Here is a 25,931-nt window from a genome sequence, read left to right on the forward strand (position 1 = left end):
AGTGAATGCTCAATCATTCGCTTACCTATTTTTTTGCTTTTGGTGAAAAATGGATTTCATCTTTTTTAATATATTTAGTTTGACCAGATAACTTTCCGTGAGCTGCTTCGATATCTTTAGCACGCTTAATCTTATGTTGGGTTTGTAAAGAAAAGTAATTACTTAAATTATCACTATCATTATCCATAAATGAGAATTGATAAGGTATCAATTCTCTTCTAATTGTATTTCTCATTCCAACTGAAACTAGTTTAATTCCTTTTGAAACATCAATTTTTTCTAAAGCTAATTGGTTTAAATAAGCATACATAACTTCAGAATCTGCTGTGTACTCTTCTGTTTTTATTTGATGAGATTCTCTTTTATGGTGTTTGATTTGATCAAAATCTTCACCCATATCCCCTTTTCAAGCATAATGAACACTAATTGCTAAAGTCTTTGCAACCATTTTTCTTTGTGAAGCCCTATTTGCAACGTGAATTGTTAAGTTATGAATTAATTCTAAAAATTCTTCTTCATTATAAATTGGGTTTGATAAAGTAACCTCATTTGAAATATTTTTATAATCGTTGTGTTTTGTTAACACAACGTCAGAACCAAATCCATTAACATTTCTTTTTAATTCTAAACCATATCTTCCAAAGTTCTTTAAAAGAAAATCATCATCACTTAAAGCTAAATCCTTAACTGTATTAATATCTAGTTTGTGCATTTTTTTAGAAAGAGCTTTTCCAATTCCATGGATATCATCAACGTTTTTATCTCATAAAATATTTTTTATATTTTTAGGATTAGCAACAGTTACTCCATTTGGTTTATTAACTTTTCCAACAACTTTGGCTAAGAACTTATTATCACTAATTCCAATTGAACAAGTTAAACCAAGAACTTCATTGATACGATTCTTAATTGCAATAGCCATTTTTTTCGGTGTTCCATAACGTTGTCATTCATTTGTAACATCAATATAACATTCATCGATTGAAGCTACTTCTAATTGTTTAGAAAACTCATTATAAATAATTGAAAAAACTTGTTCTGAATAAGTTGAGAACAATGAATATTCAGGATCTACTTGAATAATCGCATTATTAGTTTGCTTATAAGCACAATATAAAGGCATTCCAGTTTTAACCCCTAATTTACGTGCTTCATAAGAAGACGTCACAATTATCGATGATTTATCTTTATAAGCTACTACGATTGGTTTATTTCGCAAATATGGGTATTTTAACTGCATACAAGATGCAAAAAAAGCATCCATATCTAAATGCATGATTACTTTTTTACTATTCATTTTTTAAAGTTCTTTTCAGGCTTCATTAATTTCATGATGAATAACTTCATTAGTTAACTTACGATAAGCTTTTAGTTTTTCATCTCGTGATAATAATAAAAGATATTCAATGTTCCCTTTTTTATTCCCTTTAATTGGAGAATAAGTTAAGTCATTAACAATAAAATTATTATCAGTAGCTAAGTTAATTACCTTTTTAATTGCTTTAAAATGGTCTTCTTTTGCTTTAACTTTTCCGTTAGTAATTTCTTTTTGTGAAAGTTCGAATTGTGGTTTGATTAAAAATACTCCAAAAGAATTCTTAGCTAAATTTAGATTAGTTAATGGTTTTAAAATGTGTTCTAAAGAAATAAAACTTACATCACAACAATAGAAGTTAATTTCATCACTAATTATCTTAGTTGTGATGTCACGGAAATTAACATTATCAAGTTGATGGACTCTTTTATCATTACTTAGGCTTTCAACTAGTTGATCGTGTCCAACATCAACTGAAAAGACTTCTTTTGCGTTATTTAATAAACAGCATTGAGTAAATCCACCAGTTGAAGCACCAATATCTAAACAAGTTAAACCAGTTAAATCTAAGTTTCAATATTTAATTGCTTTTTCAAGTTTATAGCCAGCTCTTGAAACAAATTCAACCTCATTTTTTTGAATTACTTTAATATCATCATCACTTGAGACTAAAAAAGAAGGTTTCACAATCTTTTTGTTGTTCACAAAAACATCACGTTCACCCTCAATAAAACTTTTAGCTCGACTTCTTGAATCAATTATTCCTGATTCAAATAGATAAACATCTAATCGTTTTTTATCCATTATTTTTAGTTAAAGTCTTCTAATTTGTTATCTTCTAAAACTTTTTGAATTTTAGCTTTGTTTTCACTTAATTTAGCTTTAGCTTCATTTAAGTTTTTAACTCCTAATTCAAAAAGTTTCATAGCTTCATCCATTGTGATATCGTTTGAGTTTAGTTTATTAATATATTGGTTTGTTTCGTTCATTAATTCATCGAAACTTTTATCTTTGTTTTCCATTGTGGTTTTAACTTCTTTCTATTGTCTTTTTAACTGTAGCAATTACAGTTTCTATTTCTCTAATGATTTTAATTTCATCATTTGGGTTTAATTTATCTTTGTTTGCTAAAACTTTTCCGTTCGCTTCAATTAAAGCATAACCGTTTTCCAAAGGTCTTTTTGGATCTAATAATTTAATTGTTTTAATTTCATTATCAATTTTAGTTTCATATTTTGAAACTAAGTTCTTAATTCCAACCTTAATAAATTTATAATCGTTTGAAATTTCATTTTCTGCTTTATAAACCAATTGTTGAATTGATTTTGTTAATTCATTTGAAGAAAATTCGAAATTACGACGATCATTGTTATATCTTTGGACGATTTTAGTCTTTAAAGCGTCAAAATCGCTTGATATTAAGCGTTCTTGTGAATTTATGATATTCTTTATAGCCATAGATAAAATACTCTTATAGCTAGTGATTTTGTCATCGTTGTTTTTTACAAGACTGTTCATTAAACTATTAAGTCTATTATCAGCATTCTGAACATCATTAACTTTGTTTTTATAAACTTGAACCATATCCTTTTTTAAAGATTGGTATTGATGTTGAATTGCTTCTTCAATTTCTGTAATATTTGGAGTAATAATTTCTCCAGCAGCAGTTGGGGTTGCTGCTCTTTTGTCAGCTACATAATCAGCTAGAGTCACATCAGGTTCATGCCCAACTGCTGAAACAATTGGAACAGCTGAATTACGAATTGCTTCAAGAACCGGCATTTCGTTGAATTCTCAAAGATCTTCATAACTTCCCCCACCTCTTCCAACAACTAAAACGTCTAAGGTTTGATTAAAGTTATTAGCTTGAATGATTTTCTTAGCTAAATCTTCACTAGCGCCTTCACCTTGAACTTTTGAAGGAAATAAGAAGATGTCTGCAATAGGTCATCTTCTTTTAATTGTGGTAATTAAATCGTGAATTGCAGCTCCAGTGTCAGCTGTAACAATCCCGATTTTAGTTGGGTATTTTGGTAATGGTTTTTTTAAAGAAGGACTAAATCATCCCTCTTGTTCTAAAGCATGTTTTCGTTCATCAAAGATAAGTTGAAGTTCGCCAATTCCTTCGATTGTGACATCGTGAATTACTAAACTAACTTTTCCATAAGGAACATAATAATCAATCTTACCAACAACATTAATCTTCATCCCATCGCTTGGTTTTAATCTCTTTAATTTATCAGCATTATTTTTTCAAATCATGCATGAGATTGTTGAAGATTCGTCTTTTAAAGAAAAATATACGTGTCCGGATTTATTGAAAACTAGATTACTAATTTCTCCTGTAACGTATATATCTTGTAAGAATTGATTATCTTGTAAAACAGATTTTAGATAAGTATTTAATTGATTAACACTTAAAATTTGCTTACTGATAGTAATCAACTTCTTTCTGTTTTTATTGTTCTTTAACGAATTTATCTAAAATTGCGTTAACAAATTTGTAGTCATAATCTGGTTCCATATCTTTACAATAGTTAACCATTTCATTAATAACAATCGGTTTATCTGTATTGGTGTATTTGATTTCTCAAGCACCAACTAAAAGAATTGCTTTGATTAAAGCTGGAAGTCTATCTAAATCTCATTTGTCACTTAGTTTATCTTTAATTTCATTAAAGATTTCAGGTGATTTTTCAGCGATGTCTAAAGCCACATCTTCACCTTTATCAGATAATTCTCCTTGGCTTTGATCTAGAATTTGTTGTTTCATTTCTGAAACAGTATTATTCATTAATAAATAACGATAAAACATATTCACTAATGTGTATCGTTCTTTTCTTAAATTAACTTCTTTCATTTTGTTTCCCTTTCTTGTTATTAATTATTTATTTTAAAGACCTACTGCATTTTGGATTCATAATGTTCCTAAGGAATCATTTTTAACTTCAATTGAGGCTTTACCGTTAGGAGTTTGAGTCGTTCTAACTCCACCAATAGGATATTGTTTAAGACTATAATTGCTTTTTTGAGTTCTTCAATCTTTTTCAGCCTTTTGATCTCTTTGAAAATTGATGATATTTTTAGCTCATGAAATTATTTGTGGTCTATAAGTTAATATAGCAGTTGTAACATCGTTTTTTAAAAGCAATGCTAAATTTCCAACGATTTTATTGTCTGCGTTTGCACCAGGTATTCATTTAGTTTTGTTAAGTGTTCCGTCTGATACATTGTAGACATTTGTTCCATTTTTTAAATTCATCACAAGATTCGCTCTATAATCATTAACTAATTTTGATCATTGAGGAGCTTTTTCTTCATTTTGATCAAAAGCAGGCGTTCATTTATCTGTGCTCACATCATAATCTTTTACGGTTTTTGATAAAGCTTCAAATATAGGCGAAGTTGAACTAGCCATATCGTCCATATAAGCTAAACCAGCCATTCCGCTTAAATAATTGTATTCATTTTCATCTAAAATCTTTACGCTTAATAAATCTGTAGTTTTTTGAGTTCTTGGATCCATTACTTTAAAATTGACATAATACTGCGAAACGTTATGATAGACAAAATCTTTTCCATCTTTTTTATTTGTTTCGGCATATTTAGGAACGTTTATTTGTTTTGAAGAAACACCAATAAAATTTATTTCAAAATTTGAAATTATTGGTTTTGCAGTTCCATAGTTATCAAATCCACTAGCTACTAAGTTTTTTACTAATTTAATATTTTCAGGATCCTTAAATGTGGTTTCTATCGCATCTGCATTTCCAATTGTTTCACTAGGGACTAGAATTGCGTTAGCATCACTAGTTCTAGCTCATGAAGCTTGAGTGATGTCTTTAATAGAGTTAAATATTGTGTTTTGGACATTTTTATATTTTGAACAAGATACAACACTAGTTGAAGCAGTGGCAGTTAACCCAACTGCAGCTAAAATTGATAAGAATTTTCTCATTAAAAGTTCTCCCCTCAGGCATATTTGTTTATTATCTCATTTATCTTATTTTTATAAAACAATTTAGAGATTTTTTTAAAGACTTTCTTCAATAGTTTTTACAAAGTCAGTAAATTTTTTATCACGTAACATTTTGATTTCGTATTTATAAGGAGCAACACCTTCAACTAAAGGAGTTTCTAAATATTTAGGTACGTTTTTAAATTGTTCATCTCAAACAATTTTGCAAAGTGCATCAAAACCGATTTGTCCATACCCAATGTTAGCATGACGATCAGATCCTGAATCTAATCCATTTTTTGAATCATTAATATGCATACATCATAATTTATCAAAACCAATTTCTTTGTTAAATTCTTCTTTAACTCCATCTCAGTTATTTTTAATATCATATCCTGAATCAAAGACATGACAAGTGTCCATACATACTCCAAGATCACTACTATCTTTAACATTTTTAATAACATAAGCTAGTTCTTGAAAATTTACTCCAAGTTCAGTTCCTTTACCAGCCATTGTTTCTAAACAGATTTTGATTCCTTTTGGTTTAGTTGCAATAATATCATCTAAGCCTTTAACTAGTTGGTCTAGTCCTTGTTGTACAGTTGCACCAACCGCGCTACCTGGATGTAAGACAACTAAGCTAACACCAATTTCACTAGCTCTTTGTAATTCTTGTGATAAGAATTGCACACCAAAATCAAAAGTATGTGCTTTTAAAGAATTTCCCAAATTTACAACATACGGTGCATGAATAGCAACGGTGTTTAAATTAATATCACTATTTGCAATATCAGTTCTAAATTCTGGAACTTCTAATTCACTTACTGGAACTCTTTTTGTATTTTGTGGAGCTCCTGTATAAAACATAAAGCAGTTAGCATCTTCGCTTTCTGCAATTTTAACAGCACCAACTAAGTAATCTGTTGATTTACTCATTGGTACATAACTTCCTAATAAAGGGTAATTAATTTCACTCATTATTTATTTCCTCCTAAATAATTTTTTTCGACGTTTTCCTCGTCGTTTTTTAATAGCTTTTTAAGTTCTTCATCACTGTTAACAGCAACACCATCTCTTAGAAAGTTAACAAACTGTGTTCTAATATTTCAACCATAAATTTCTTGGTTGAAGTTGAATAAATAAGTTTCAACAACACATTCTTGTTTTTCGTTAATTCAATAACAGCTCATTCCATCAAAAGGTTTTTCAATATTTGGAAGATAGTTCTTAGTATAATAAACACCCTTTTTTAAAGGGAAATCAGGTGAAACTTTACAGTTTGCAGTTGGATATCCCAATAGACGTCCTTTGTGTTTTCCTTCAACTACGTGACTTTTCATTTCAAAATAAGCACCAGCGTCTTTAAAGTATTCTTCAACGTTACCATCAGCTAAGTTGTTAGTTAGCTTTAATAAACGAGGTCCTTCACTTATGGTATTAGGTAAAAAGACTGAACTTTCGCCAAAAATATTATTTATTTTCTTTTGGTTTACTTGCTCTTCACCAATTAAAAAAGTTTTATTCATCACAACTTGATCAACATTTAAGTTTTTACCAATACCATTAAACATATTTTCTTGACCAAATTTTTGTTCATAATCACCAATGGCATAGGTTACAAGATAATCAATGTTTTGTTCTTCAGCTCATAATTGAATGACATCATCAGAAATAATAGCATTATTTTTTTCTTCTAAAGTAACCATATTCATGATTGCTAAAGATTCACCTTTAATTTGTTTTTCTTTAGCTAATTTAATTAAGGCATCTTCATTAGCACCTCATTTCGAAAAGTTGCTAATAACCATAACGTTATTATTAAAATTTCAAAGCATCATTAGCAATGGATTGTAATTAACTATTCTCATTTTTAAATCCCCCGTTTGTTATTCTAATTATAATGCAAAAAGAATAGACAAAATAAAATTCCCTAGTGAAACACTAGGGAATTAATTTTCTATTTGGTGTCCGCTGAGGGGATCGAACCCTCAACCCACAGATTAAGAGTCTGTTGCTCTACCGGTTGCGCTAAGCGGACATATTTAAGAACCATTATTAATAATATAATAGATTCTTAAATAATTTTAATTTGTTTATGAATTTTTGATTAGAATCATTGTTTTTGACGACGGAAATAGATTTCTTTATTAAGGTCGACAAGACTCATCAATCCAAGCATGGCAATTGGCAAGATAACGAAGAATTCTCATTGTGGAGTTCTCATGCTAAATGCTGATTGTACTTTTGGAATTGTTGGTAAAGCAATGAAGAACACTGCTGCAAGAATCAAGGCAATCAACAATGGTTTTGTTGGTCTTGATTTTCAGAAACGCACGAAGTTGTCTCTGGCTACAAAAATGAAGACTAAGTGAGAAATAGAATCTTCAATAAAAGCAGTTGATTGTAACTGTTGTAATTGAGCTTCTCAGTTTCCTTTTTCATTTCTGATGTCTGATAGCATGGTTGTATCAAAGGCGAAAATCATAATAATCATAACTATGATATGAATAAATAAGATAATTGCTGTATTTGAAAAGGCAAATGGAAGTAAGGACTTCGTGTCTCATTTAACTGGTTTTAACAAGTACTGCTCGTTAACATCATCGTAGATAATAGTATATTCAACAACGTTGTAAACCATGTTTTGAGCTAGTAATTGAATTGCCGTCATTGATTCATGGTTTAAAAGAATAATTCCAAATAATAATTTAGCAACTAATGAAATAGCTCCAGTATTTTTTAACTTGATGTATTTCATTGTATTCATTAAACCAACACGCGAAGCACGAATTGAAGTGACGATTTGCATTAAATCTAAGTGGTTAACAACAAGAGTTGCAGCACTTTGAGCAAAGTTATCAGAACTATCAGTAGTGATTCCGATATCTTCTGTTAATAATTGGAAAGTATCTTCAATATCAGATCCAAGATATCCAACTGTATTTTCTTTTTTCTTGTATAGTTTTAAAACTCTTAATTCATCAGCTAAGTTCATGTTATAAAAAGCATTAGAAGTTTTCATTTTTTTATACAATTGAGCGTCGCTTAATTTAGAAATTTCTTGACCATTAATAGCTTCTTCTAATTTGAAATCAAGCTCACGAGATAAGGCAATTAATTCACCTAAACTCTTTCTTGAGAATAAAACAACATTAATTTCTTCTTTTTGAATTTCTTTAATAATTGATGAACTTCCAGGTTTTACTGAGTTTTGGAAATCAACTCTACCTAAGAAATCATAATTTTTAAAGAATAATTCTTGGTTATTAAAGTTTTCATATTCTTTTTCTAAATATTTAAAGTCGATACCATAACTTAGGATTGCTCCTTGGCGTTCGTCTTTATATAAGTAGTTAACTTTTTGAGTTGGAGTAATTTTATTTAATTGTCCTTCTGCATTCATAGCCATTGTTGCCAATCCTAAAGAAGTGTCAATCTTATCTCTTTTAATAATTAATTCTTTGTTTAATTGTTTATCTAAGAAATGTAAATAAACTCCTGAATCAACAGTAATACGGTTAATAAAGACATAACGTTTTTTAAGTTCTTGTAATCTTGCTTTATATTCAGCAGCTTCTAAAACTGTTTTATTAAGATTTAAATCGGCTGAAGGTGATTCAGCAAATGATAATAATAGATAGTCTATAATCAACGGATTGCTATAGCCATATAAATCTGAATAACTTTGAATACGGTAGTCATCATTTAAGAATGTTTTTGCAATATCAACTGCTAAAACATTCATAGATCCAATATTTTGAACTGAGGATAAATCACGAATTTGAATGTTCTTTTTAGCAAGTTGTCCTCTTGTTCTAGAAAAGGCTGCAGATAACATCATTGGTAATCCATCAGGACTTAAAGCAATAGCTAAAGACATTGCAAACAGAATTGAGTCCACTCAAACACTGGCATTTCCAAATCCAGCTTTTGAACCTTTTAATAAGGCTACAAGAATGAAAATTGTTGGTACAGCTATGATAACTGTATAAATAATTGTTCTTGTAATTTTTTTAATTTGAGTTGTAAAAGTACTTTTGTTTTCTTGATTAGAAATTTTAGCAACTTGTTCTGCATAAACTGATTTATCAGGCGAAGTTAAAACTAATGCTCAACATCCACCACGAGTAACTTTAGTCCCACGATAAATAATGTTTGATAATTTAAAGATATCTTTTGAGAATGATGAATTGAAATATTTTTTATTAACAGGAACATTTGAACCAGTTAATAATTCTTGGTCAACATAGAAGTCATCACCATATAAAACTCTTGCATCAGCTGGAATTACATCTCCCGCTTTAACATAAATAATATCTCCAACTAACATATTTTTAATATTAATTGTAGTTAAGTGTGTTTCTAATTGTTTTTCTTGATCCGGGGATGCAAACGGGTTTCCATTTTCATTTAAAACCACATTTCGCAAGACGTTAACGTTTTCAACGACACTAGATTGTTTTTGGTTTCCTTTTCAAATTCCATAGTTCGTAAATTCAGTTACGATAATTGAAATTGCAAGAGAACAAATAATTAACCCAGCTCCAGCAATATATGTGTATTCTTCAGGATCAATTGAGAACATAACTAAGTTATAAACAACAATCGCACACAAAATTAAAGTAAAAGCATCTTTGAATGAATCAATAAAGTATTTAAATCATGGAAATTTTTCCTTTTTTCCAACTTTTTTGGTTTTATCAGCCACATACTTTTCAGTTAAACCGAAAGTTGGTACATTTAAAGCGTCTAAAGTTTCTGGAATTGAACTATTGGCAAATTTTGTAATTTTACTTGCTGATGGAGACTTGGTTTTTTTTCTTTTTTGTCTTTTAGCCATCTATTTTTCTCCAATCCACATAACAATAATAAAAGTATATTCAATATTCTAATTCTATTATATTAATCAACTAAAACAAAGACTAAAAAGTGAGAAAAATAAAAAAATAAGACTATGATAGTCTTATTTTAAAATTATTCATTTCTAGTGATTGTATCTTCATCACTATAGTTAGGTTTTTGAACAAAATCATGTTCTTTTCTTCTTCATCATTTGAATGATCCTTCATAATCAGACATTTCATGACATTTGAAGTATAAGTCAGGATTAAATCCATCTGGTAAAGCTTTTCAATTATATTTGTAGTGTTTTTTACCAGTTCTTGAAGTTCATTTTACAGTTCTGAAGTTGTTTAATTCTTCAGTTCTTCCAAGTTCTTCTAGACCTTTTGAAACTTCGTGACCATAACGTGATCCATAATCCATATCTTTCATTAAAGCAGGAGCTGCTACGAATAACCCGATTGGGAAGAAGATGGCAATGTAGATTCATAAGAATCCGAATTGTTGGAGAATGAATTTTGTTGAAGTTGCGGTAGTTCCATAGTCACCAACCCCGTAGATAATTTCACCAGTCGCTCTCAATACATATGTAAATGGAACAACATATGAAATTGCGTTGAAGAATCCGAATTGTGAGAATGCTGGGAAAGTTCCCCCTCCAGCTGTAAGTGAAAATACCATTACAAGTACACAACAGAATCTTCCGATTGCTTCATCTTCAACTAAGAACCATAAGGATTGAACTATGGTTATAAAGACGAGATCTGCAAACAAGAGCATTAACCAAATGTAGCACATTGTTGTAGCTCCAAGTTCATGCCATCCGACGGCATAGGCAATTCAAACTTCTAATGTAGTTTGGAAGAATGTTACTGTTGCAAATAACATGAATTTAGAGATATATCAGTTTGATCATTTAGCACGTGATAAACGTTTAGCTCTATCGAAGATGAATGTTTGTAATAAACATCCGATGTATAGACCAATCACTAAGAAGAATTGTCCTAAACCAAATCCATAAATTCCAAATTGTTTTCCTTGGATTGTTAAATTAGTAACATGTTCTGGAGTTAATCCATGAGTTGCACTACTAATTGCTGAAGAAAAGATTTTTGGTAATAATTCTTTAGCAGTAGTTGCTCCAAAGAAAGTGTCTTGGTTTAAAGAAATAAATTTATCAAAGTTTTGACTAAATGAAACTTGTCCTTTAGCATCATTTTTTAATGGCATAATTGAACCATCTGAGTTAAATAATGGAGTGAATTTTAATGAAGTAATGTCTCCAATATCTTTTCCAGTTGTTGATTTAATAATAGCTTTAATAATTTTTGCTAAATTGGAATTAGCACTTGGCGTTTTTCCAGTTCTAGCGACCTCATAAGCTTCATTATTTAAAGCAATTAATACATCATCAGTAACATTTGATCCAAGAACACTTTTAACTGCATCAGCAATTTCAGTGATTAAGGAAATAATATTTTGGATATCAGGACTAATTCCTAAAGCTTTTCCAATTGACCCAAGAGTATTTCCGAAATTAGGATCATTTGCTAATGTTAGTAAGGTTTGAATTGTAGCTATGAATTTTCCACCAACTTCGTCAGCTGAGGCCCCAGCTGCAGCACCGGTATTACCAAACAATGAATATCCTTTAACAACTTTGTTGTCTGAACTCATTGGTAAGTTTGCAGCTGTTGGAATTACATATTCAGTTGCATCATCTAAAGTTGGAGTAATTTGTTCGTTTGCACCAATCGCAGCACGAATTACAGCACCTTTATAAGAAATTTTTGCTCCACCTTGTGAGACAAGAGTTGAATTCACTAAGGCTGGAATCGATTTAATAACTACTCCATCAAGTACACTTGAAGCAGTATTTAAGATATATCCGAAAATAAAGTTTCTTTCGAATGTAGTTCAAATATCTAATGGTTTCATTGAATTAACCAAATCATTTAAAGCTTGATCTGAATCACTTGGACTTGTCATCATAGCTCCTAAATATGAAGTTAATTTTTCCATATAACCATCAGGAATATTAAATTGAACGTAATATTTAGTTCCTTGTCATTGTTTTTCAATTTCTTTAGGATCATTTACATATTTTACGTTTGTTAACTGTTTTCCATCAGCTCCCATTGATGAGAACTTATAGTCAGTATCTTTTTTATTCGGATCTGTTTTTGGTTCAAATCCTTTTTTCATCATGTCTCAACCACTAGCAACTTTTAAGCTAAAAGTTGGGTTAGTGTTGTCATATTGGAAACGTTGTTTTTCTTGTTTATCATTTTCAGTTGTTAAGACAATATCAGGAGCACCCTTGGTTGCTTCTTCATTTAATAAACGATTTAATGTTGCTTCAACACCAGCTACAGCAGCTTCTGTTTCTAGAAGTTGTGATGGGATTACTCAAGAACCCATTTCAGAATAATGAATTGGATAATTATCAGTATCATATCCACCATATTCTGGTTTTCTTAATTCTTCATTTAATCTTTCAGGAGTAATTACCTGGCTATTGGTTGTTGTTTTAACAATTTTGTTCAACGGCCCATAGGCATAATTATCTTTATTATTATTTGTTGTTTTTGATGGGTTTTCTTTTGATGACTGTACTAAAATAATGCTATTTTCATTATTTAAGACAACAGTTGGTGCCTTTCCTAATTCGTCAATTGGATTTCAGAAGGCTATTACACAAAGAACCCCATAAATAATTGGGATACAAGAGATCCCAATAAATTTAATAATACGTTTTCAGCTTCTAAAGATTCTGTCTTCTAACTCAACTACATAAGAGTCTCAAGTTAGTTTACATCATTCTCCAGTACGCTTAAAAAAACTTTTTTTGGGTTCTTTTGGGTTTTTATTTTTTTTCATTTTTAAACCTTCCTCTTCGTTATTTTTAAAATATAAAAAATAAAAACTTCTATATTCTCTATTTACCTAAAAAGTATAAAGCTTTGAAGTTATTTTATCACCTTTAAGTGTGGATATGCTTTTATAGCTTTGTAATTTATAGATTATTTTTCTATCTATAAAAATGTTACAAGTGCTTCTTTGATTATATTTAAGGGTAAAAAGAAAGTAAACCTTTTTATAGTCAGAAATCAACTTTAAGGTTTACTTTTTAATTATTATTGTTTTGTTTAATTAATTGTTCTTGGCGTCTTCTAATAAAAGCATCTTGAACTTCACATTCAGCAATATGAGTTTTAATTAAAGTTAATTGCATAGCAACATTTTCGTTGTTTAAAACTTTTGATTTAACACTAAAATAAATCACTCAACCAAAAACTGGAATTGCTCATAGTCATTTGTATTTATTTAAAACACGTTTGTAGGTAGCTTTTAATTGTTCATTATAGCTATCACGTTTCGCATTGTTTTTAATGATTAGTTCATCTAATTCGGTTTGGTCCATATTAGCAGGATCAATTAAATCATATTTTGATTTTTTAACTGTAGCCATTATTATCCAGCAACCTTATCAACTGCTTTAATTACATGTTCAACTAAAATATCAATTGATTGAAGAATGATTTTAAATTGTGAAAGTTGAGCTAAGAAAGCTTCTTTTGAAGGATCATTTGGTTCTGTAAAACTAATGTTTAATTCTTTATATAGTTTTTGTGGATCTGAAAGATAGTTAATTAAGTCTTCAACATCTTGAATTTTAGTAATAAAGTCTTTTTGTTCTAAACCTTTATTTAAGTATTCTTTTAATTCTTTATCAACAGTTTTACTTCAATCTTTAACATCATAAATTTGTAAACCTTTTTTTAAATTTTCATAATATAAGTTAATTTGTTCTGAAAAGAAAGGAACAAAAATTGCTTGAAAGATTTCAGCAGTATTATGTCCGTTAATCATGTTTGCTGAGAAATTACCACTAAATTGGTCATAATCAGCAATAGTTTGTAAGAAGAAAGTATAACGTTGTAAGAATTGTTGAGTTAAGATTGCTAAATCTAAATCATTATCAGAAGCTAAATGATCAAATAGTTTTCCAAGTTCACCAACCACTTCATTTAAGTCAGTTGAATCTTTAATTAGACTTAAAGTTTTGTCAAAATAACTTGGTTTTTCAACCTTATTAATTTCAATAATTTTTTCAAAGTTTTTTAAATCATCTTTTAAAATATCTAAAACAATATCATTTAAATTGATGACTTCGTTTAATTTTTTATCCATATTTCTTAATTCCTTTATGTTTGTGCTCTATTTAATTTATAATAACATTATTATAAGTCATTAATAAATGTCTAAGAAAAAAGGAATGATAAGATTTGCATTACTTAGGGATAATCCTTGCATCAATTATCGCTTACTTTATTGGTTCAATCTCTTGATCGACAATTATTGTAAAACGAGTTGCTGGGGTTGACATTAGAACAGTTGGATCTGGGAACCCTGGAGCTACTAATACTGTTCGGGTACTAGGAAAAGGTTGAGGATTTCTAGCAGCCTTACTTGATGGATTAAAAACAGTTGTAGCTGGTTTAGTAGCTGTATTGTTTTCTTTAATTCCAAGTTATTTATTTAGTGAAACAAGTTACTTTATCCCTGCTTTATTTGCTTTAATTGGTCACTGTTGACCAATTTATTACAAATTTAAAGGTGGAAAAGCAGTTTCTTGTTTCTTAGGATTAATTTTTATTTCAAACATTTGATACTTATTAATCTTTTTAGTAGTTTGATTTATCGCTGCTGCTATTTCAAGAAGAGTTAGTGTAGCTTCAATTGCTGGAGCTGTAACTGTTGGAATTGTTATTTGATTACCATGATTAAATGGTTTAAATTCATTCATTTGAGAATGAAATGGATATCAAACTTGAGTTGATCAAGCTTGAAATAATGCTTGAACTAGATTTGCTTGAATGAACTACTTACATATGCCAATTTATGAAAATATTACAAGTGGACATAGTGGTGTAAAATATGGATTTGCATCAGGAATGTTAGAAATTCAAATTGTTAATATTGTTGGAGGATTAATTTTATTAGTTCGTCATAAACCAAACATTTTAAGATTATGACATCATCAAGAACCAGAAACTTTCCCAAGATTAACTCCAGAAGAAAGACAAAAATTATGATACCTACGTCTTTTAAAAAGACCAAATCATGATGAAAGAAAAGAATTACGTCGCTTAAAGAAAATTGAAAAATTAGAAAAGAAAGCTGCACGTATGAATGAACGTTATGAAGCAAAATCTGGTAAAGTAAATCAAAAGATTGAAAAATTAGATAATTCTAAAAATAATGAAAAATCAAAAACAGAAACCGAAGTTAAAATCACTGTTAAAGAAGAACCAAGCAAAAAAAATAGGAAATAACTTCCTATTTTTTTATTATCTTAAATCTTTTTAGCATATTTCATTCATTTTTTACTACGCCACATGTAGATATAAATTCCAGCTCTTGTGACTGAATCAATACAGTTCATTAGGTAAATCAAGATTAATGAAACCCCAGGATCTCCTTTATAAGTTACTGCAACAACTCAAGGCAATCCACCATAAGCAATTGACATTGTCACTAGACTAACAATTAAGGGAACTCATAAGTCTCCAGCAGTTCATAATGATCTTAATAAGGTCATATTAACTGTATCTCCTAAATCAATGACGATTAAGATTAACCATAATCAAAAAGCATATTTAGTAATTAAAAACTTATCAATATTAAATGCTAATAATAAAGGATATAGTAAAGCTAAAACAATTAAACAAATGATAAATTGACCATATAAAGCTAATCTTCAAGTATTGATTCCGTCTTTATAAGCTTGATTAGTATCACCTTTACCAATACTTGAAGCAACCATTATTGAAGCAGCTGTTCCAATTGCTTGAAGATAAGTTCCACAATATTGGTTAATTGAACTCATAACCCTATTTAAATCGATTAACTCATTAATTTGTTCATCTGATCCATGAATATGAGCAATTGCCCCTTGTGAAACGAAATGGAAAGTAAAGAAAGTTGCCATTTCAGCAGTCATTGGAACCCCAATTTTGATTTCTTCCTTAGCAAATTTACCATTAATTCATTTATCAGAAGGAAGTTTTTTAAACCCAATATCTTTTTTAACAATTAGTCACATATAAACTAATTGGAAAAGGTTGGCAGCAGGAATTGCAATACTTGTAAAAATTGGATTTGCTTTTCATCAATAAAGAATACTTGCAGTAATAAACACATCAACTACATTAGACATCACAGCACCAATCATAATGTGTTTTTGTTTTCTAACAACTTGTAAGCCAGAAATAAAAACTTGAGTAAAACTCATAATAAATAATTGAGAAATTTGAATTCTAAAGTACTTTGTTACTCAATCTAATTCTGAATTAGTCGGATACATAGCACCAATAATTGGTTCATCTTTAGCACCAACGAATTTTAATAGATAAGGACTTACTCCTTCAAGAATTGCTACAATTATTAAACAAATTAATCCATTAACTAATAATCCAGTCATTAAAACAACTGGTAATTCGTTTTTACGACCTTGACCATATAAATTTCCACCAACAACCAAGGCTCCTGAAGCAATTAAACTTGGAATAAATTGAACTGCATTAAATAAAATTGTTACTTTATTTACAGCTGGAAAATAAGATTTGTTGTCATATCAACTATAAAGCATGATGTTGATTTGTGAAATCAAAACCGCAAAGAATAATTGAAAGAATAAAACCAAAGTAATTTTCATAATTTCTTTATGATCTTCAGGATAGAAAATCATATGCAATTTATGTTTTAAAGATGGTTTAAACTCCTGCTCTGGATCTTCTTTTAATTTTGTCTTTTCAGTGGACAAACTAGATTCCCTCCCTTTTTTAAAAAATAAAAAAACTACTAATAACTTAGTAGTTTTAATTATATATTATTTAGCACGTTTAATAGCGTTCATTGTTTTTTTAATGTCAGCTTCAGAAGGTTTTCTTCCCATGCTTAAGTACATTGCGCGAATTTGGTTTTCTGTAATTGGCGGGTTTTCTTTTAATTGTTTACGTACAACTGCACGTGTAATAAAGAATCCGATTAATCCACCAATTAATAGTGAACCGATAATTACTCCAACTAGCATTCCTGCTAATGCTCCTCCACTCATATTCATACCCCCTTAATTTATTTTGTCTTTTATTATTTTAGCAATTTAATAATTTCATTGCTGATATTTTCTGGTGTAAATCCATATTCTGAAATTACAGTGTTTCCTGGTGCTGATGCACCGAATTTATCAATTCCAAAGTTCATACCATTATCACCAGTGTATTTTTGTCATCCAAAAGTAGTTTCCATTTCAATTGAAACTCTTAAAGTGTTCTTATCAATTACTTCATCTTGGTATGCTTTTGGTTGTTGATTAAATAATTCCATTGATGGCATTGAAACAACTCTTGTAGCAATTTTATTATTTTCTAATAATTTTGCTGTTTGTTCTGCTAGAGAAACTTCACTACCTGTAGCAATTAAAGTTACTTGTGGATTTTTTGCATCAACTAAGATGTAAGCTCCTTTGTTTACTTCGTCAAAAATGTTTTTATCATGTTTTAATTCTGGTAAATCTTGTCTAGTAGCAATGATTGCTGAAGGATTATTTAATCCTTTATTTACAGCTCAATTATATGCTGCTACAGTTTCTTGATAATCAGCTGGTCTGAAAGTTACTAAATTAGGAATTGTTCTTAACATAGCTAATTGTTCAATTGGTTGATGGGTTGGTCCGTCTTCTCCAACAGCAATACTATCATGTGTGAAAATGTATAGTTCTTGTTGTTTCATTTGAGCAGCTAATCTAATAGCTGGTTTTAAATAATCTGAGAAAACGAAGAATGTTGATGAGAATGGTAGAATTGCTCCATGACAAGCCATTCCATTGCAAATAGCTCCCATTGCAAATTCTCTAACACCGAACATAATGTTTCTTCCGGTTGGATTTTCTGTTGAGAATTTTCCATCAGGTCCAACAGCTTTTGTTGATCCACCTAAATCAGCAGATCCACCAATCATTGTTGGAATTTGTTTTGTTAAGGTATTTAAAACAGTTCCTGATGAAACTCTTGTTGCTTGAGGTTTAGTTGGAATATTTTCTAATAATGGATTTAAGTCATCGTTTCATTTGTGATTAATTGCATCAACCAATTCTTTGTAGTCATTTGGATATGCTTTAGCATATTCTGCAAATAGAGCATCTCAAGTTTTTGAAGCTTGTTCTCCTCTTTTTAAGGTTGTTTCTTTGTAGAAATCATAAACTGAAGCTGGAATATCAAATTCAGGATAACCTCAACCTAAATTTTTTCTAACCGTATCTGAATCTTTTCCAATTGGTGCACCATGAACAGCTGGAGTTCCTTGTTGAGAAGCTCCATAACCAATAACAGTTTTAACTTCAATATAAGTTGGTTTGTCTGATTTTTGAGCTTGAAGAATAGCTTTTGTAATTGCTTCAGTATCTTCACCATCTTCAACTTTAATAGTGTTTCAGTTTTCAGCTTCAAATCTTTCTGCAAAGTTTTCGGCTTGAGCCGCTTCAATATAATCATCTAATTGAACATCATTAGAATCGTGGAGAAGAATTAATTTATGTAATTGGTTTTTACCAGCAAATGAAATCGCTTCTTGAGCAACACCTTCTTGTAAATCACCATCACCACAAATTACATATGTAAAATGATCAATAATATCAAATTTAGGTTTATTGAATTTGGCTGCTAAGAATTTTTCAGCAGAAGCCATTCCAACTCCCATTGCAATTCCTTGGCCTAATGGTCCAGTTGTTGCTTCAATTCCATCTAATTCAAATTCAGGGTGACCTGGGGTCTTACTTTTTCATTGTCTAAATTGTTTTAAATCATTGATTGAAAAATCAAAACCTGTTAAATGTAGGATTGAATATAGTAAGGCACTCCCATGTCCTGCTGATAAAATAAAGCGATCTCTATTAAATCACTTAGGATCTTTAGGATTTATATTCATTACATTTGCATATAATGAATAAATCATTGGGGCTGCATCTAAAACAATTCCAGGGTGTCCTGAATTTGCTTTATTAATCATATCTACTCCTAAAATACGAATCGCATTTAAATTATCATTATTTTTATTGTTAACCATTCTTTATACCTCAAATATTTCTTATGTTTTAATTATACATTTTTAGAAAGAACTTCAAAAACGCAAAAAAGAGAAAAAGTTGTTTTACCCTTTCTTTTTCTCTTTTTCATCTTTTAATTTTTGTGGAGTGACATCGTTTCCTTTTTCATCAACCACTTTTACAGATTGCAATTGGGTTCTTAAACCTTCGCGAAAGTTATTAATAAACTTGTCGCGTAATTGTTTTTGATAAGCTTTTTGTTCTGGAGTTAAAGTTTCTCCATTTTTAGTCATTTTAGTTAATTTATTAATTTCTTTAACTAATTCATCTTCTTGTAAGTCATTAACATTTTTAATTTTAATTTCAGACATTAGATAGTTCAATTCCAATCATTAATTGCATAGTAAGCTGCTCCAACAATACCTGCATCATTTCCTAATTCAGCAATTGAAATAACAACATCTTTTTTATACATATCTACAACGATATCGCTTAATCCTTCTCAAATAATATCGATTAAGTTTTGGCCCATTTTTGAACCACCACCACCAAGGATAATTGCTTTTACATCTAAAGCGTAAATCATTAATGACATGTGTGTTAATAATGGTCTATAGATTTCTAACATTAAAGCTTTTAATTGTGGGTCTTTAGTTGCGTCATAAACTTCAGAAATATCACGCATTTCTAATTTATCAATTTCAACACCATTATCTTCAAATAATTTTCTTACTGGGTGTTTTGGATCATCATTAAATAATTTGCGCATTACTTTAGCCATACCAATAGCTGATGATACTGGTTCTAAACATTCAGTTAAACCACAGTTACAGTCAAACACTTTTTGCATATGTCCACCGTGACCAAATTCTCCGGCAAATCCATGTTCACCAGTTACTAATTTACCATCTAAAACGATAGCTCCTCCAACTCCTGTTCCTAGAGTATAGAAGATTTCTGAGTTGTATTTTGAAGCTGCTCCAGTTCAAAATTCACCTAAAGCTGCAGCGTTTGCATCATTTAATACGTACACAGGCTTCCCGTGGAATAATTCTTCTAATTCTGATTTTAAATCGAAATCAAATCAATTTAAGTTACCAGCAATTTTAACGATTCCATCCTTGTGATCGATAAATCCAGGCGCATCAAAACCGATTCTTTCGATATCGGTTTTGTAGTCATACCCTCATTTGTCTAGTTCTTCTAAAATTTTATCAACTAGGTTTGGTAATAGATTGTCTTTGTCGTTTTTGATTTCGGTTTTGTGTTCGATTTCTCCATATTGGTTAACAACTCCAACTTTTGCTGAGGTTCCACCAAGATCAATACCTAAAACTTTTTTCATATATTAACCCTCATTCTTTTTCTTACTTTAATTATAAATATTTATCTGCTTTATTACTATCAATAACGCACTAAATTAACGAATTTCTAAGTTCTACTAATGGCTTGATTGTGTTTTTTGGTAAAAAGTAACTTACTTTGTCATCTCGTTTTAAATTAAAACTAGCTCAACCAAGGTCTTGAATAAATACATCAACTTTACGACCAATTAAGTCGTCATCAATGGTTATAAAGATTTCTTCATACTCAGTTTCTTCAATTAAACTTGGATGTAATTCATCAAAATTTTTAAGAATATAATCTCTGAAATTATCACTTTTTGTTCTATGAAAATCAACAGTTGGATTGACATAGAAATGAACATCGCGTTCACCGCTTAATTCAAGATTTAACCCAAAAATATTTCCATAAGCAAATGATTGTTTTTTATCAATTCGATATGAAAGTTGTTTTACTTCTTTTTTAAAAAATAAATATTTCAAATCTTTTTGTTCAACAATATCAGAAAATGAATTAGTTTCTGCAATTCCTGGTGTGTCAATAATTTTCATATTTTCACTATATTGAATTTCAATTGTATCAATTGTTGTATTTAAAAAATATGATTCAACAATTTTTGGTGTTTCACCAACACTTTTTAAAATACTATTAATAATTGAAGATTTACCAACATTAGTTTTTCCAATGAAATAGTTATTTTCTTGATCTTCTAAACTTTCAACAAGTTCGTCAATTCCTCAGTTTTTAACTGAAGAAAACAACACGATTTCAACATCTTTTAAATCTCCAAAGTTAAACATTTCTTCAACGTATTCTAAAATTTTTCCATAATTTGTTGATTTTGGTAATAAGTCAACTTTGTTAACAACAATTGTTGTGTCTTCAGCCGAAAGAATTCGTTCCAAACTACGAATTCTTGAAGCATCTAAATTAAAAACATCAAGAATGTAGAAAAAACGGTTTTGTTTTTTGTTTTCTAAGATTAATTGAGAAATATTCTTTTCGAATTGTGATTCTTCAATATCATCGATTTGCACTAAATCATTATAGTTTTTAATTCTAAAACAACGATAGCAATAATCATTGTCCAAATTAACAACATAACCTAGTTTTTTCTTGTTGGTGTTTTGCAATTCTCTACCACACCCAATGCAATATTTTTTCATAATTTTTGTTGTTTCCACTTTCTTTGGCTTGGTCGTTTGATAAAACACCAAACACATACATAAAGTTAATTAGATAAAGAAGTTTTAAAACATCATTTCGACAATGTTTTCTAACTTCTCTAATAACCTCGATTCCTTCTTGGAATTGTTTTTCTGATGCAAAACTATCAGTAGAGTAGAAAGTTAATGCATCTTTACATAATTCATAAATTCCGTTTTTTTCTTCAAATTTATCTTTGTAATATTCTTTAAAATAATCAAAAAATAATTTTAAACTTGGAATTTGAATTGTGTTTTCACCCATAATTCCTTTTTTAAGGTTTTTTGGATTATAAAATTCTTCTCCTTCGGTTGTGAAGTCAGAAAAACTAAAACCTTTTTCTAAGGTTTTATAGATATCAAAAGTATTGATTTCTAGTTGTCTGGTTTGTTTGTTTCTTGTAAACAGTTCTTGTTTTTTGTTGTTCAATAAGTTTGAATGATTGTTAATTCAATTTGTCAGAATCTTTACATCATTGCTTTCACCAGCAAAGACTAAAGTTCTAATGTTTTTTGCAATACAAATGTTGACGAATGTGGTTAACATTCGATCCATTTCTTTTTTAAAATTAAAATCGGCTTTATTCATTTTTCTACGAACATAAAGTGTAGAAATAGACTTTTTATTTTTACGATTTGCTAAATCCATATAGCTGTTTGCAATTGAATAACACAATGTGTAAATCATTGATGGTTCATCATCACTATATAATTTCTTCCCAGAATCATTTGGTTTTGGATCATGTGACCTATTAAAAAATTCAGTATCCATTATTAATACTGGGAATTTGATTTCACGAAGTAAGTCTTGTTCGACTGCATCTTCATCAACATAAAACGATTGATATTTGTTTAAAACATATTTTCCGTCTTCAAACTTAACGGTGGGTTTTTTCATCATTGGCCCCATTTCTAATTATTCCAACGAACTACTCAATTAGTTTATAATATCATTATACAAGAAGTGAGGTTGATTTATATCATGAAAACGTTTAAGAATGTTATCGATGAATCATCAGTAAAATGAATTCAAGATATCACTAAAAAAGAGACAGAAAATATTAGAGAAGAATTTGGGGACATTGAAAACATGAACCTACCTATTAGCTTACCTGGGATGAGTATTGATAAAAGTGATTTAAATAAAGAAATCAACAAATTATCAACTGAAATTGGTTATTTAAATAACTTTTCAGATGTTGTTGCTTTCACAAACACACAAAAAATTGATTTTAAAAATTCTGATGGGCAAATATCAATGGGAGAATTGCAAAAGTTATTAGGTGGGGCTAACTTAATGACTGGTGATGCATCACTTGCAAAAATCCTTGTAAAGATTCAAATCGGAAGAACTTTTAAAGAAGTTGAATCAGTTTTAAGTTTTATTAGAGAGATACAAAATAAAATTGGTAAAACAACAGAACTTAGTGAAGTTAATGAAGATGATGTTCTTTACTTACTAAACAAAGGAATTAAGGAAGATACTGAGAAATTAGAAAAACAAGTTGAAGCTTCTGAAGATGCGCAAAGAGAAATTGGAGAAGAAGCTGCAATTATTTGTAGCGCTAATTCAAAATGATCTGATAAAAATAACGCTAAAGAAGTCATTAATATTTATCTTGATAAAAATTATCACAAATTATTAAGTGATGATATGACTGTTGAACAATTACAAAGTGGAAATACAAAAGAATTTCCAGAATGACTAAAAATCAACCAAACCTTAGCTGGTTTAGGGATGAAAATTGATTTTGGTCAATACCTATTAAAAGCATTAGAACAAGATAAGAAATAATCTTAAGCTGAGTTAAATCTCAGCTTTTTTTAATGCCATTCTGCCTTTTTCAGTAATACTTCTACCTTTAATAGTTCTTAAAACATAGCCTTCTGAAATTAATAAAGGTTCAATTACGTTTGAAATAATTCTTATTGGCATATTAAGAATTTGAGCTAAATTATCTAAACCAACAACTTTGTGATTAGCAATGGCTTTTAAATAATCTAAATCACTTTTAGTTAACCCATTTTCATAAACATCAATTTGCTCTAAAGCCATTTTAATATCATGGCGATTATCAAGATTTTCAATTCTTGAAGTTAAGTAGAAATCATTAATTCTTTTTGTTAAGTTAATGGCAGTTCTTGGCGTATTTCTAGCAAACTTACCAATATATTCACCAATCCCATTATTCAACGGCAAATTAATGCTTTTAGCATAATTTGTGATGATTTCACCCATTTCTTTCTCATTATAAGGCTGAAGAGTAAAGTAAATTGGGAAACGGTTGAAAAATGGAGTTGGTAATTTATCTAGTTCAGTTGTGGCTGCAATCAAAGTAAATGGTGGTAAAGAAATATTGATGCTTTTAGAGTTATATTCTTTACCGATAATGATATTAATTTCGCCTTCTTCAATTGCTGGATATAAAACTTCAGTAACCTCTTTTGAAATCGCATGAACTTCATCAATAAAAATAATTTCATTATCTTTAATATTAGTTAAAACTGAAATAATATCACTTGGTTTTTGTAAACTTGGTCCGTTTAAAACATGAACCTTAACTTTCATTACACTTCCAATTAAATAAGCTAAAGTTGTTTTTCCCATTCCACTATTTCCATAAATTAAAATATGATCTAATGGTTTTTTTAAAATTAAACTAGCTTCAACATACATTTTAAGATTAGCAATGATATTTTCTTGACCAATATAGTCTTCTCAACAAGTAATTTTAGCCATGAACTTGCTTTTGTTCCCCTAATCGTTCTAATAAAACCTTTAAGAATTTATCATCACTTAGTTTACTATCAACAGTTTTAATCGTTTTTAAAACCAATTGACATGGATAACCAAGTTTTGTTACTGCTAAAATCATCTTTTCTTCTTTTGATGTATATGAAACATCAAATAAAGTTTTATGTAAACTTTCAATAATTGTTTTAGCACTAATTACACCAAAACCTTTGATTGCTGTTAGTTTCTCATAATCAAATTCTTTAACCATCAGAATTATTTCTTCATAAGAAAAAGTTTCTAAAATTGTTTTAGCATGTTTTAAACCAATTGAATTAATTGTTAATAGTGTTTTAAATAAATCCCTTATTTTTTCATCATAAAAACCATAACTATAGGTTTTGTATTCATCTTGATAAAAGTAGAGAAAGAATTTATCAGTTTTAAGCATTTCTTTATATTCTAATAATTCGTATTTATAAACTTGATCATTTAATAAAAAGAATAAAGACCTTTCTTTTAAATAATGATTAGTGGTTTTTAAGATTAATGAATCTAGCATTTCTATCACCTCAAATAGGTATAAGAAAAAAATTTTGATTTTGTCCCAGAAAATTAAAAAAAGTAGCATTATGCCTGCTACTTTTTGAAAATATTCATTAATATCCCTATTTGAATCTACGGTTTTGTTTTTGTTTGTAGATACGTTTTTCTTTTTTGCTTAGGTGATATTCACGTTTTCTAGCTTCAGCTTTGTTAGCTGAGGCAACCTTTTGAAAGCGTTTTAAAGCTTTATCAATTGGTTCACCATCGTGTACAATAACGCTTGCCATGATATTTCAACTCCAATTCATTACTTTTTTATTTTACATTAATTAATTAGTAATTGAAAATTAATAAAAAGAAATAAAATAAAAAGCGGTAAAACCGCTTTTTGAACACTTTAAAATGTGATTTTTAAAGGATTTTTTATTTTTTAATACCTTCGATTGCTTTAATTACATCAGTTGCAGCTGTAATTGGTTGCACATCTTTTAAAGTTACTTGAATATTTCCATCTTTATCAAGAATATATGTTGTTCTTTCTGCGATGGGAATATGTTTTCCATCAATATCAAATGCTCCTAAATCATTGAATTTTTTAGTTACTTTTTGATCGTGATCTGCTACTAAATCGTAGTTTAATCCTTCTTTTTTAGCGAATTCTTCATTAGTTTTAACGTCATCTAAACTAACTCCAACAACGTTGTATCCTAATGCTTGAATATCTGGTAATTTATGATTGAATACGTTTACTTCAATTGAACAAGGTCCTGCATTTGCTCTTGGGTAGAAGAAAACTACTAATCCGTTTGTTCCACTTAATTCTTTTACATTTAAGTCTGTTAATACTTTTGCCATAATTTTATATTTCCTTTTTC

At 29.4% G+C, this 25,931-nt stretch carries 24 protein-coding genes, 1 tRNA gene and 1 pseudogene; 2 read left to right on the plus strand and 24 right to left on the minus strand.

Features of this window, described 5'->3' with window-relative positions:
- Positions 1 to 25 precede the first annotated feature (25 nt).
- The 13 genes from CP520_RS01270 to CP520_RS01330 all read right to left on the minus strand — a co-directional run bounded on the left by CP520_RS01270 (position 26) and on the right by CP520_RS01330 (position 14,312).
- Positions 26 to 1,297: a Y-family DNA polymerase gene (locus CP520_RS01270; protein WP_096862676.1), complete on the minus strand. Its 1,272-nt coding sequence runs from the start codon at positions 1,295 to 1,297 to the stop codon at positions 26 to 28.
- Between the two features lie 3 nt (positions 1,298 to 1,300).
- Positions 1,301 to 2,119, minus strand: coding sequence for a TlyA family RNA methyltransferase (locus CP520_RS01275; protein ID WP_096862677.1), 819 nt, complete (start codon positions 2,117 to 2,119; stop codon positions 1,301 to 1,303).
- 5 nt (positions 2,120 to 2,124) lie between these two features.
- On the minus strand, positions 2,125 to 2,337 hold the full coding sequence (xseB, locus tag CP520_RS01280; RefSeq protein WP_096862678.1) for an exodeoxyribonuclease VII small subunit: 213 nt from the start codon (positions 2,335 to 2,337) through the stop codon (positions 2,125 to 2,127).
- Between the two features lie 7 nt (positions 2,338 to 2,344).
- On the minus strand, positions 2,345 to 3,760 hold the full coding sequence (xseA, locus tag CP520_RS01285; protein ID WP_096862679.1) for an exodeoxyribonuclease VII large subunit: 1,416 nt from the start codon (positions 3,758 to 3,760) through the stop codon (positions 2,345 to 2,347).
- Positions 3,761 to 3,773: 13 nt separating this feature from the next.
- Positions 3,774 to 4,175 carry a transcription antitermination protein NusB gene (locus CP520_RS01290; protein ID WP_096862680.1) on the minus strand — a complete coding sequence of 134 codons (402 nt, stop codon included), beginning with the start codon at positions 4,173 to 4,175 and terminating at the stop codon, positions 3,774 to 3,776.
- Positions 4,176 to 4,208: 33 nt separating this feature from the next.
- Positions 4,209 to 5,273, minus strand: a complete 1,065-nt coding sequence (locus CP520_RS01295) for a lipoprotein (RefSeq protein ID WP_096862681.1) — start codon at positions 5,271 to 5,273, stop codon at positions 4,209 to 4,211.
- Positions 5,274 to 5,348: 75 nt separating this feature from the next.
- Positions 5,349 to 6,254: a deoxyribonuclease IV gene (locus tag CP520_RS01300; protein ID WP_096862682.1), complete on the minus strand. Its 906-nt coding sequence runs from the start codon at positions 6,252 to 6,254 to the stop codon at positions 5,349 to 5,351.
- Positions 6,254 to 7,144 (minus strand): riboflavin kinase, encoded by an 891-nt coding sequence (locus CP520_RS01305; RefSeq protein WP_096862683.1) that lies wholly within the window; start codon positions 7,142 to 7,144, stop codon positions 6,254 to 6,256. Before CP520_RS01305 ends, CP520_RS01300 begins: the two co-directional genes overlap by 1 nt.
- 94 nt (positions 7,145 to 7,238) lie before the next feature.
- Positions 7,239 to 7,314 (minus strand) — tRNA-Lys (locus CP520_RS01310).
- Positions 7,315 to 7,383: 69 nt separating this feature from the next.
- Positions 7,384 to 10,116 carry a P-type ATPase actuator domain-containing protein gene (locus CP520_RS01315; protein WP_096862684.1) on the minus strand — a complete coding sequence of 911 codons (2,733 nt, stop codon included), beginning with the start codon at positions 10,114 to 10,116 and terminating at the stop codon, positions 7,384 to 7,386.
- Between the two features lie 134 nt (positions 10,117 to 10,250).
- A complete protein-coding gene (locus CP520_RS01320) occupies positions 10,251 to 12,998 on the minus strand; it encodes a hypothetical protein (RefSeq protein ID WP_096862685.1) in 2,748 nt (915 codons plus the stop codon).
- Positions 12,999 to 13,248: 250 nt separating this feature from the next.
- A complete protein-coding gene (locus CP520_RS01325) occupies positions 13,249 to 13,590 on the minus strand; it encodes a hypothetical protein (protein ID WP_096862686.1) in 342 nt (113 codons plus the stop codon).
- A 2-nt stretch (positions 13,591 to 13,592) separates the two neighbouring features.
- Positions 13,593 to 14,312, minus strand: coding sequence for a hypothetical protein (locus CP520_RS01330; protein ID WP_096862687.1), 720 nt, complete (start codon positions 14,310 to 14,312; stop codon positions 13,593 to 13,595).
- A gap of 95 nt (positions 14,313 to 14,407) precedes the next feature.
- On the opposite strand from CP520_RS01330, the pseudogene plsY reads away from it, so the two are divergent.
- Positions 14,408 to 15,187, plus strand: a pseudogene (plsY, locus tag CP520_RS01335) (glycerol-3-phosphate 1-O-acyltransferase PlsY); the annotation flags it as partial.
- 290 nt (positions 15,188 to 15,477) lie between these two features.
- On the opposite strand, the gene CP520_RS01340 reads toward plsY, so the two are convergent.
- The 7 genes from CP520_RS01340 to CP520_RS01370 all read right to left on the minus strand — a co-directional run bounded on the left by CP520_RS01340 (position 15,478) and on the right by CP520_RS01370 (position 22,686).
- Positions 15,478 to 16,947, minus strand: coding sequence for an MATE family efflux transporter (locus CP520_RS01340; RefSeq protein WP_096862689.1), 1,470 nt, complete (start codon positions 16,945 to 16,947; stop codon positions 15,478 to 15,480).
- Positions 16,948 to 17,013: 66 nt separating this feature from the next.
- Entirely contained in the window at positions 17,014 to 17,247 is a 234-nt protein-coding gene (locus CP520_RS01345) for a YneF family protein (RefSeq protein WP_096862690.1), read from the minus strand.
- A 26-nt stretch (positions 17,248 to 17,273) separates the two neighbouring features.
- Positions 17,274 to 19,247 (minus strand): transketolase, encoded by a 1,974-nt coding sequence (tkt, locus tag CP520_RS01350; protein ID WP_096862691.1) that lies wholly within the window; start codon positions 19,245 to 19,247, stop codon positions 17,274 to 17,276.
- Between the two features lie 84 nt (positions 19,248 to 19,331).
- Positions 19,332 to 19,598: a DUF896 domain-containing protein gene (locus CP520_RS01355; protein WP_096862692.1), complete on the minus strand. Its 267-nt coding sequence runs from the start codon at positions 19,596 to 19,598 to the stop codon at positions 19,332 to 19,334.
- Positions 19,598 to 20,572 carry an ROK family protein gene (locus tag CP520_RS01360; protein WP_096862693.1) on the minus strand — a complete coding sequence of 325 codons (975 nt, stop codon included), beginning with the start codon at positions 20,570 to 20,572 and terminating at the stop codon, positions 19,598 to 19,600. Before CP520_RS01360 ends, CP520_RS01355 begins: the two co-directional genes overlap by 1 nt.
- Positions 20,573 to 20,642: 70 nt before the next feature.
- On the minus strand, positions 20,643 to 21,737 hold the full coding sequence (gene yqeH / locus CP520_RS01365; protein WP_157755772.1) for a ribosome biogenesis GTPase YqeH: 1,095 nt from the start codon (positions 21,735 to 21,737) through the stop codon (positions 20,643 to 20,645).
- A complete protein-coding gene (locus CP520_RS01370) occupies positions 21,709 to 22,686 on the minus strand; it encodes a hypothetical protein (RefSeq protein ID WP_157755773.1) in 978 nt (325 codons plus the stop codon). Before CP520_RS01370 ends, yqeH begins: the two co-directional genes overlap by 29 nt.
- 72 nt (positions 22,687 to 22,758) lie before the next feature.
- Here CP520_RS01370 and CP520_RS01375 point away from each other — a divergent pair, with 72 nt between their 5' ends.
- Complete coding sequence (locus CP520_RS01375; protein WP_096862696.1) at positions 22,759 to 23,571, plus strand: hypothetical protein; 813 nt, start codon at positions 22,759 to 22,761, stop codon at positions 23,569 to 23,571.
- A 12-nt stretch (positions 23,572 to 23,583) separates the two neighbouring features.
- Here the strand turns inward: CP520_RS01375 and ruvB are convergent, their stop codons facing one another.
- From ruvB to CP520_RS01395, 4 genes are all read right to left on the minus strand, one after another.
- Positions 23,584 to 24,516, minus strand: a complete 933-nt coding sequence (gene ruvB, locus CP520_RS01380) for a Holliday junction branch migration DNA helicase RuvB (protein WP_096862697.1) — start codon at positions 24,514 to 24,516, stop codon at positions 23,584 to 23,586.
- Positions 24,509 to 25,072: a helix-hairpin-helix domain-containing protein gene (locus CP520_RS01385; protein ID WP_157755774.1), complete on the minus strand. Its 564-nt coding sequence runs from the start codon at positions 25,070 to 25,072 to the stop codon at positions 24,509 to 24,511. The genes ruvB and CP520_RS01385 overlap by 8 nt, the downstream gene beginning before the upstream one ends.
- A 106-nt stretch (positions 25,073 to 25,178) precedes the next feature.
- Positions 25,179 to 25,343: a 30S ribosomal protein S21 gene (gene rpsU, locus CP520_RS01390; protein ID WP_096862699.1), complete on the minus strand. Its 165-nt coding sequence runs from the start codon at positions 25,341 to 25,343 to the stop codon at positions 25,179 to 25,181.
- A 136-nt stretch (positions 25,344 to 25,479) separates the two neighbouring features.
- On the minus strand, positions 25,480 to 25,911 hold the full coding sequence (locus tag CP520_RS01395; protein ID WP_096862700.1) for a peroxiredoxin: 432 nt from the start codon (positions 25,909 to 25,911) through the stop codon (positions 25,480 to 25,482).
- Positions 25,912 to 25,931 lie beyond the last annotated feature (20 nt).

This window comes from Mesoplasma lactucae ATCC 49193 (assembly GCF_002441935.1).
GTDB lineage: Bacteria > Bacillota_I > Bacilli_A > Mycoplasmatales > Mycoplasmataceae > Edwardiiplasma > Edwardiiplasma lactucae.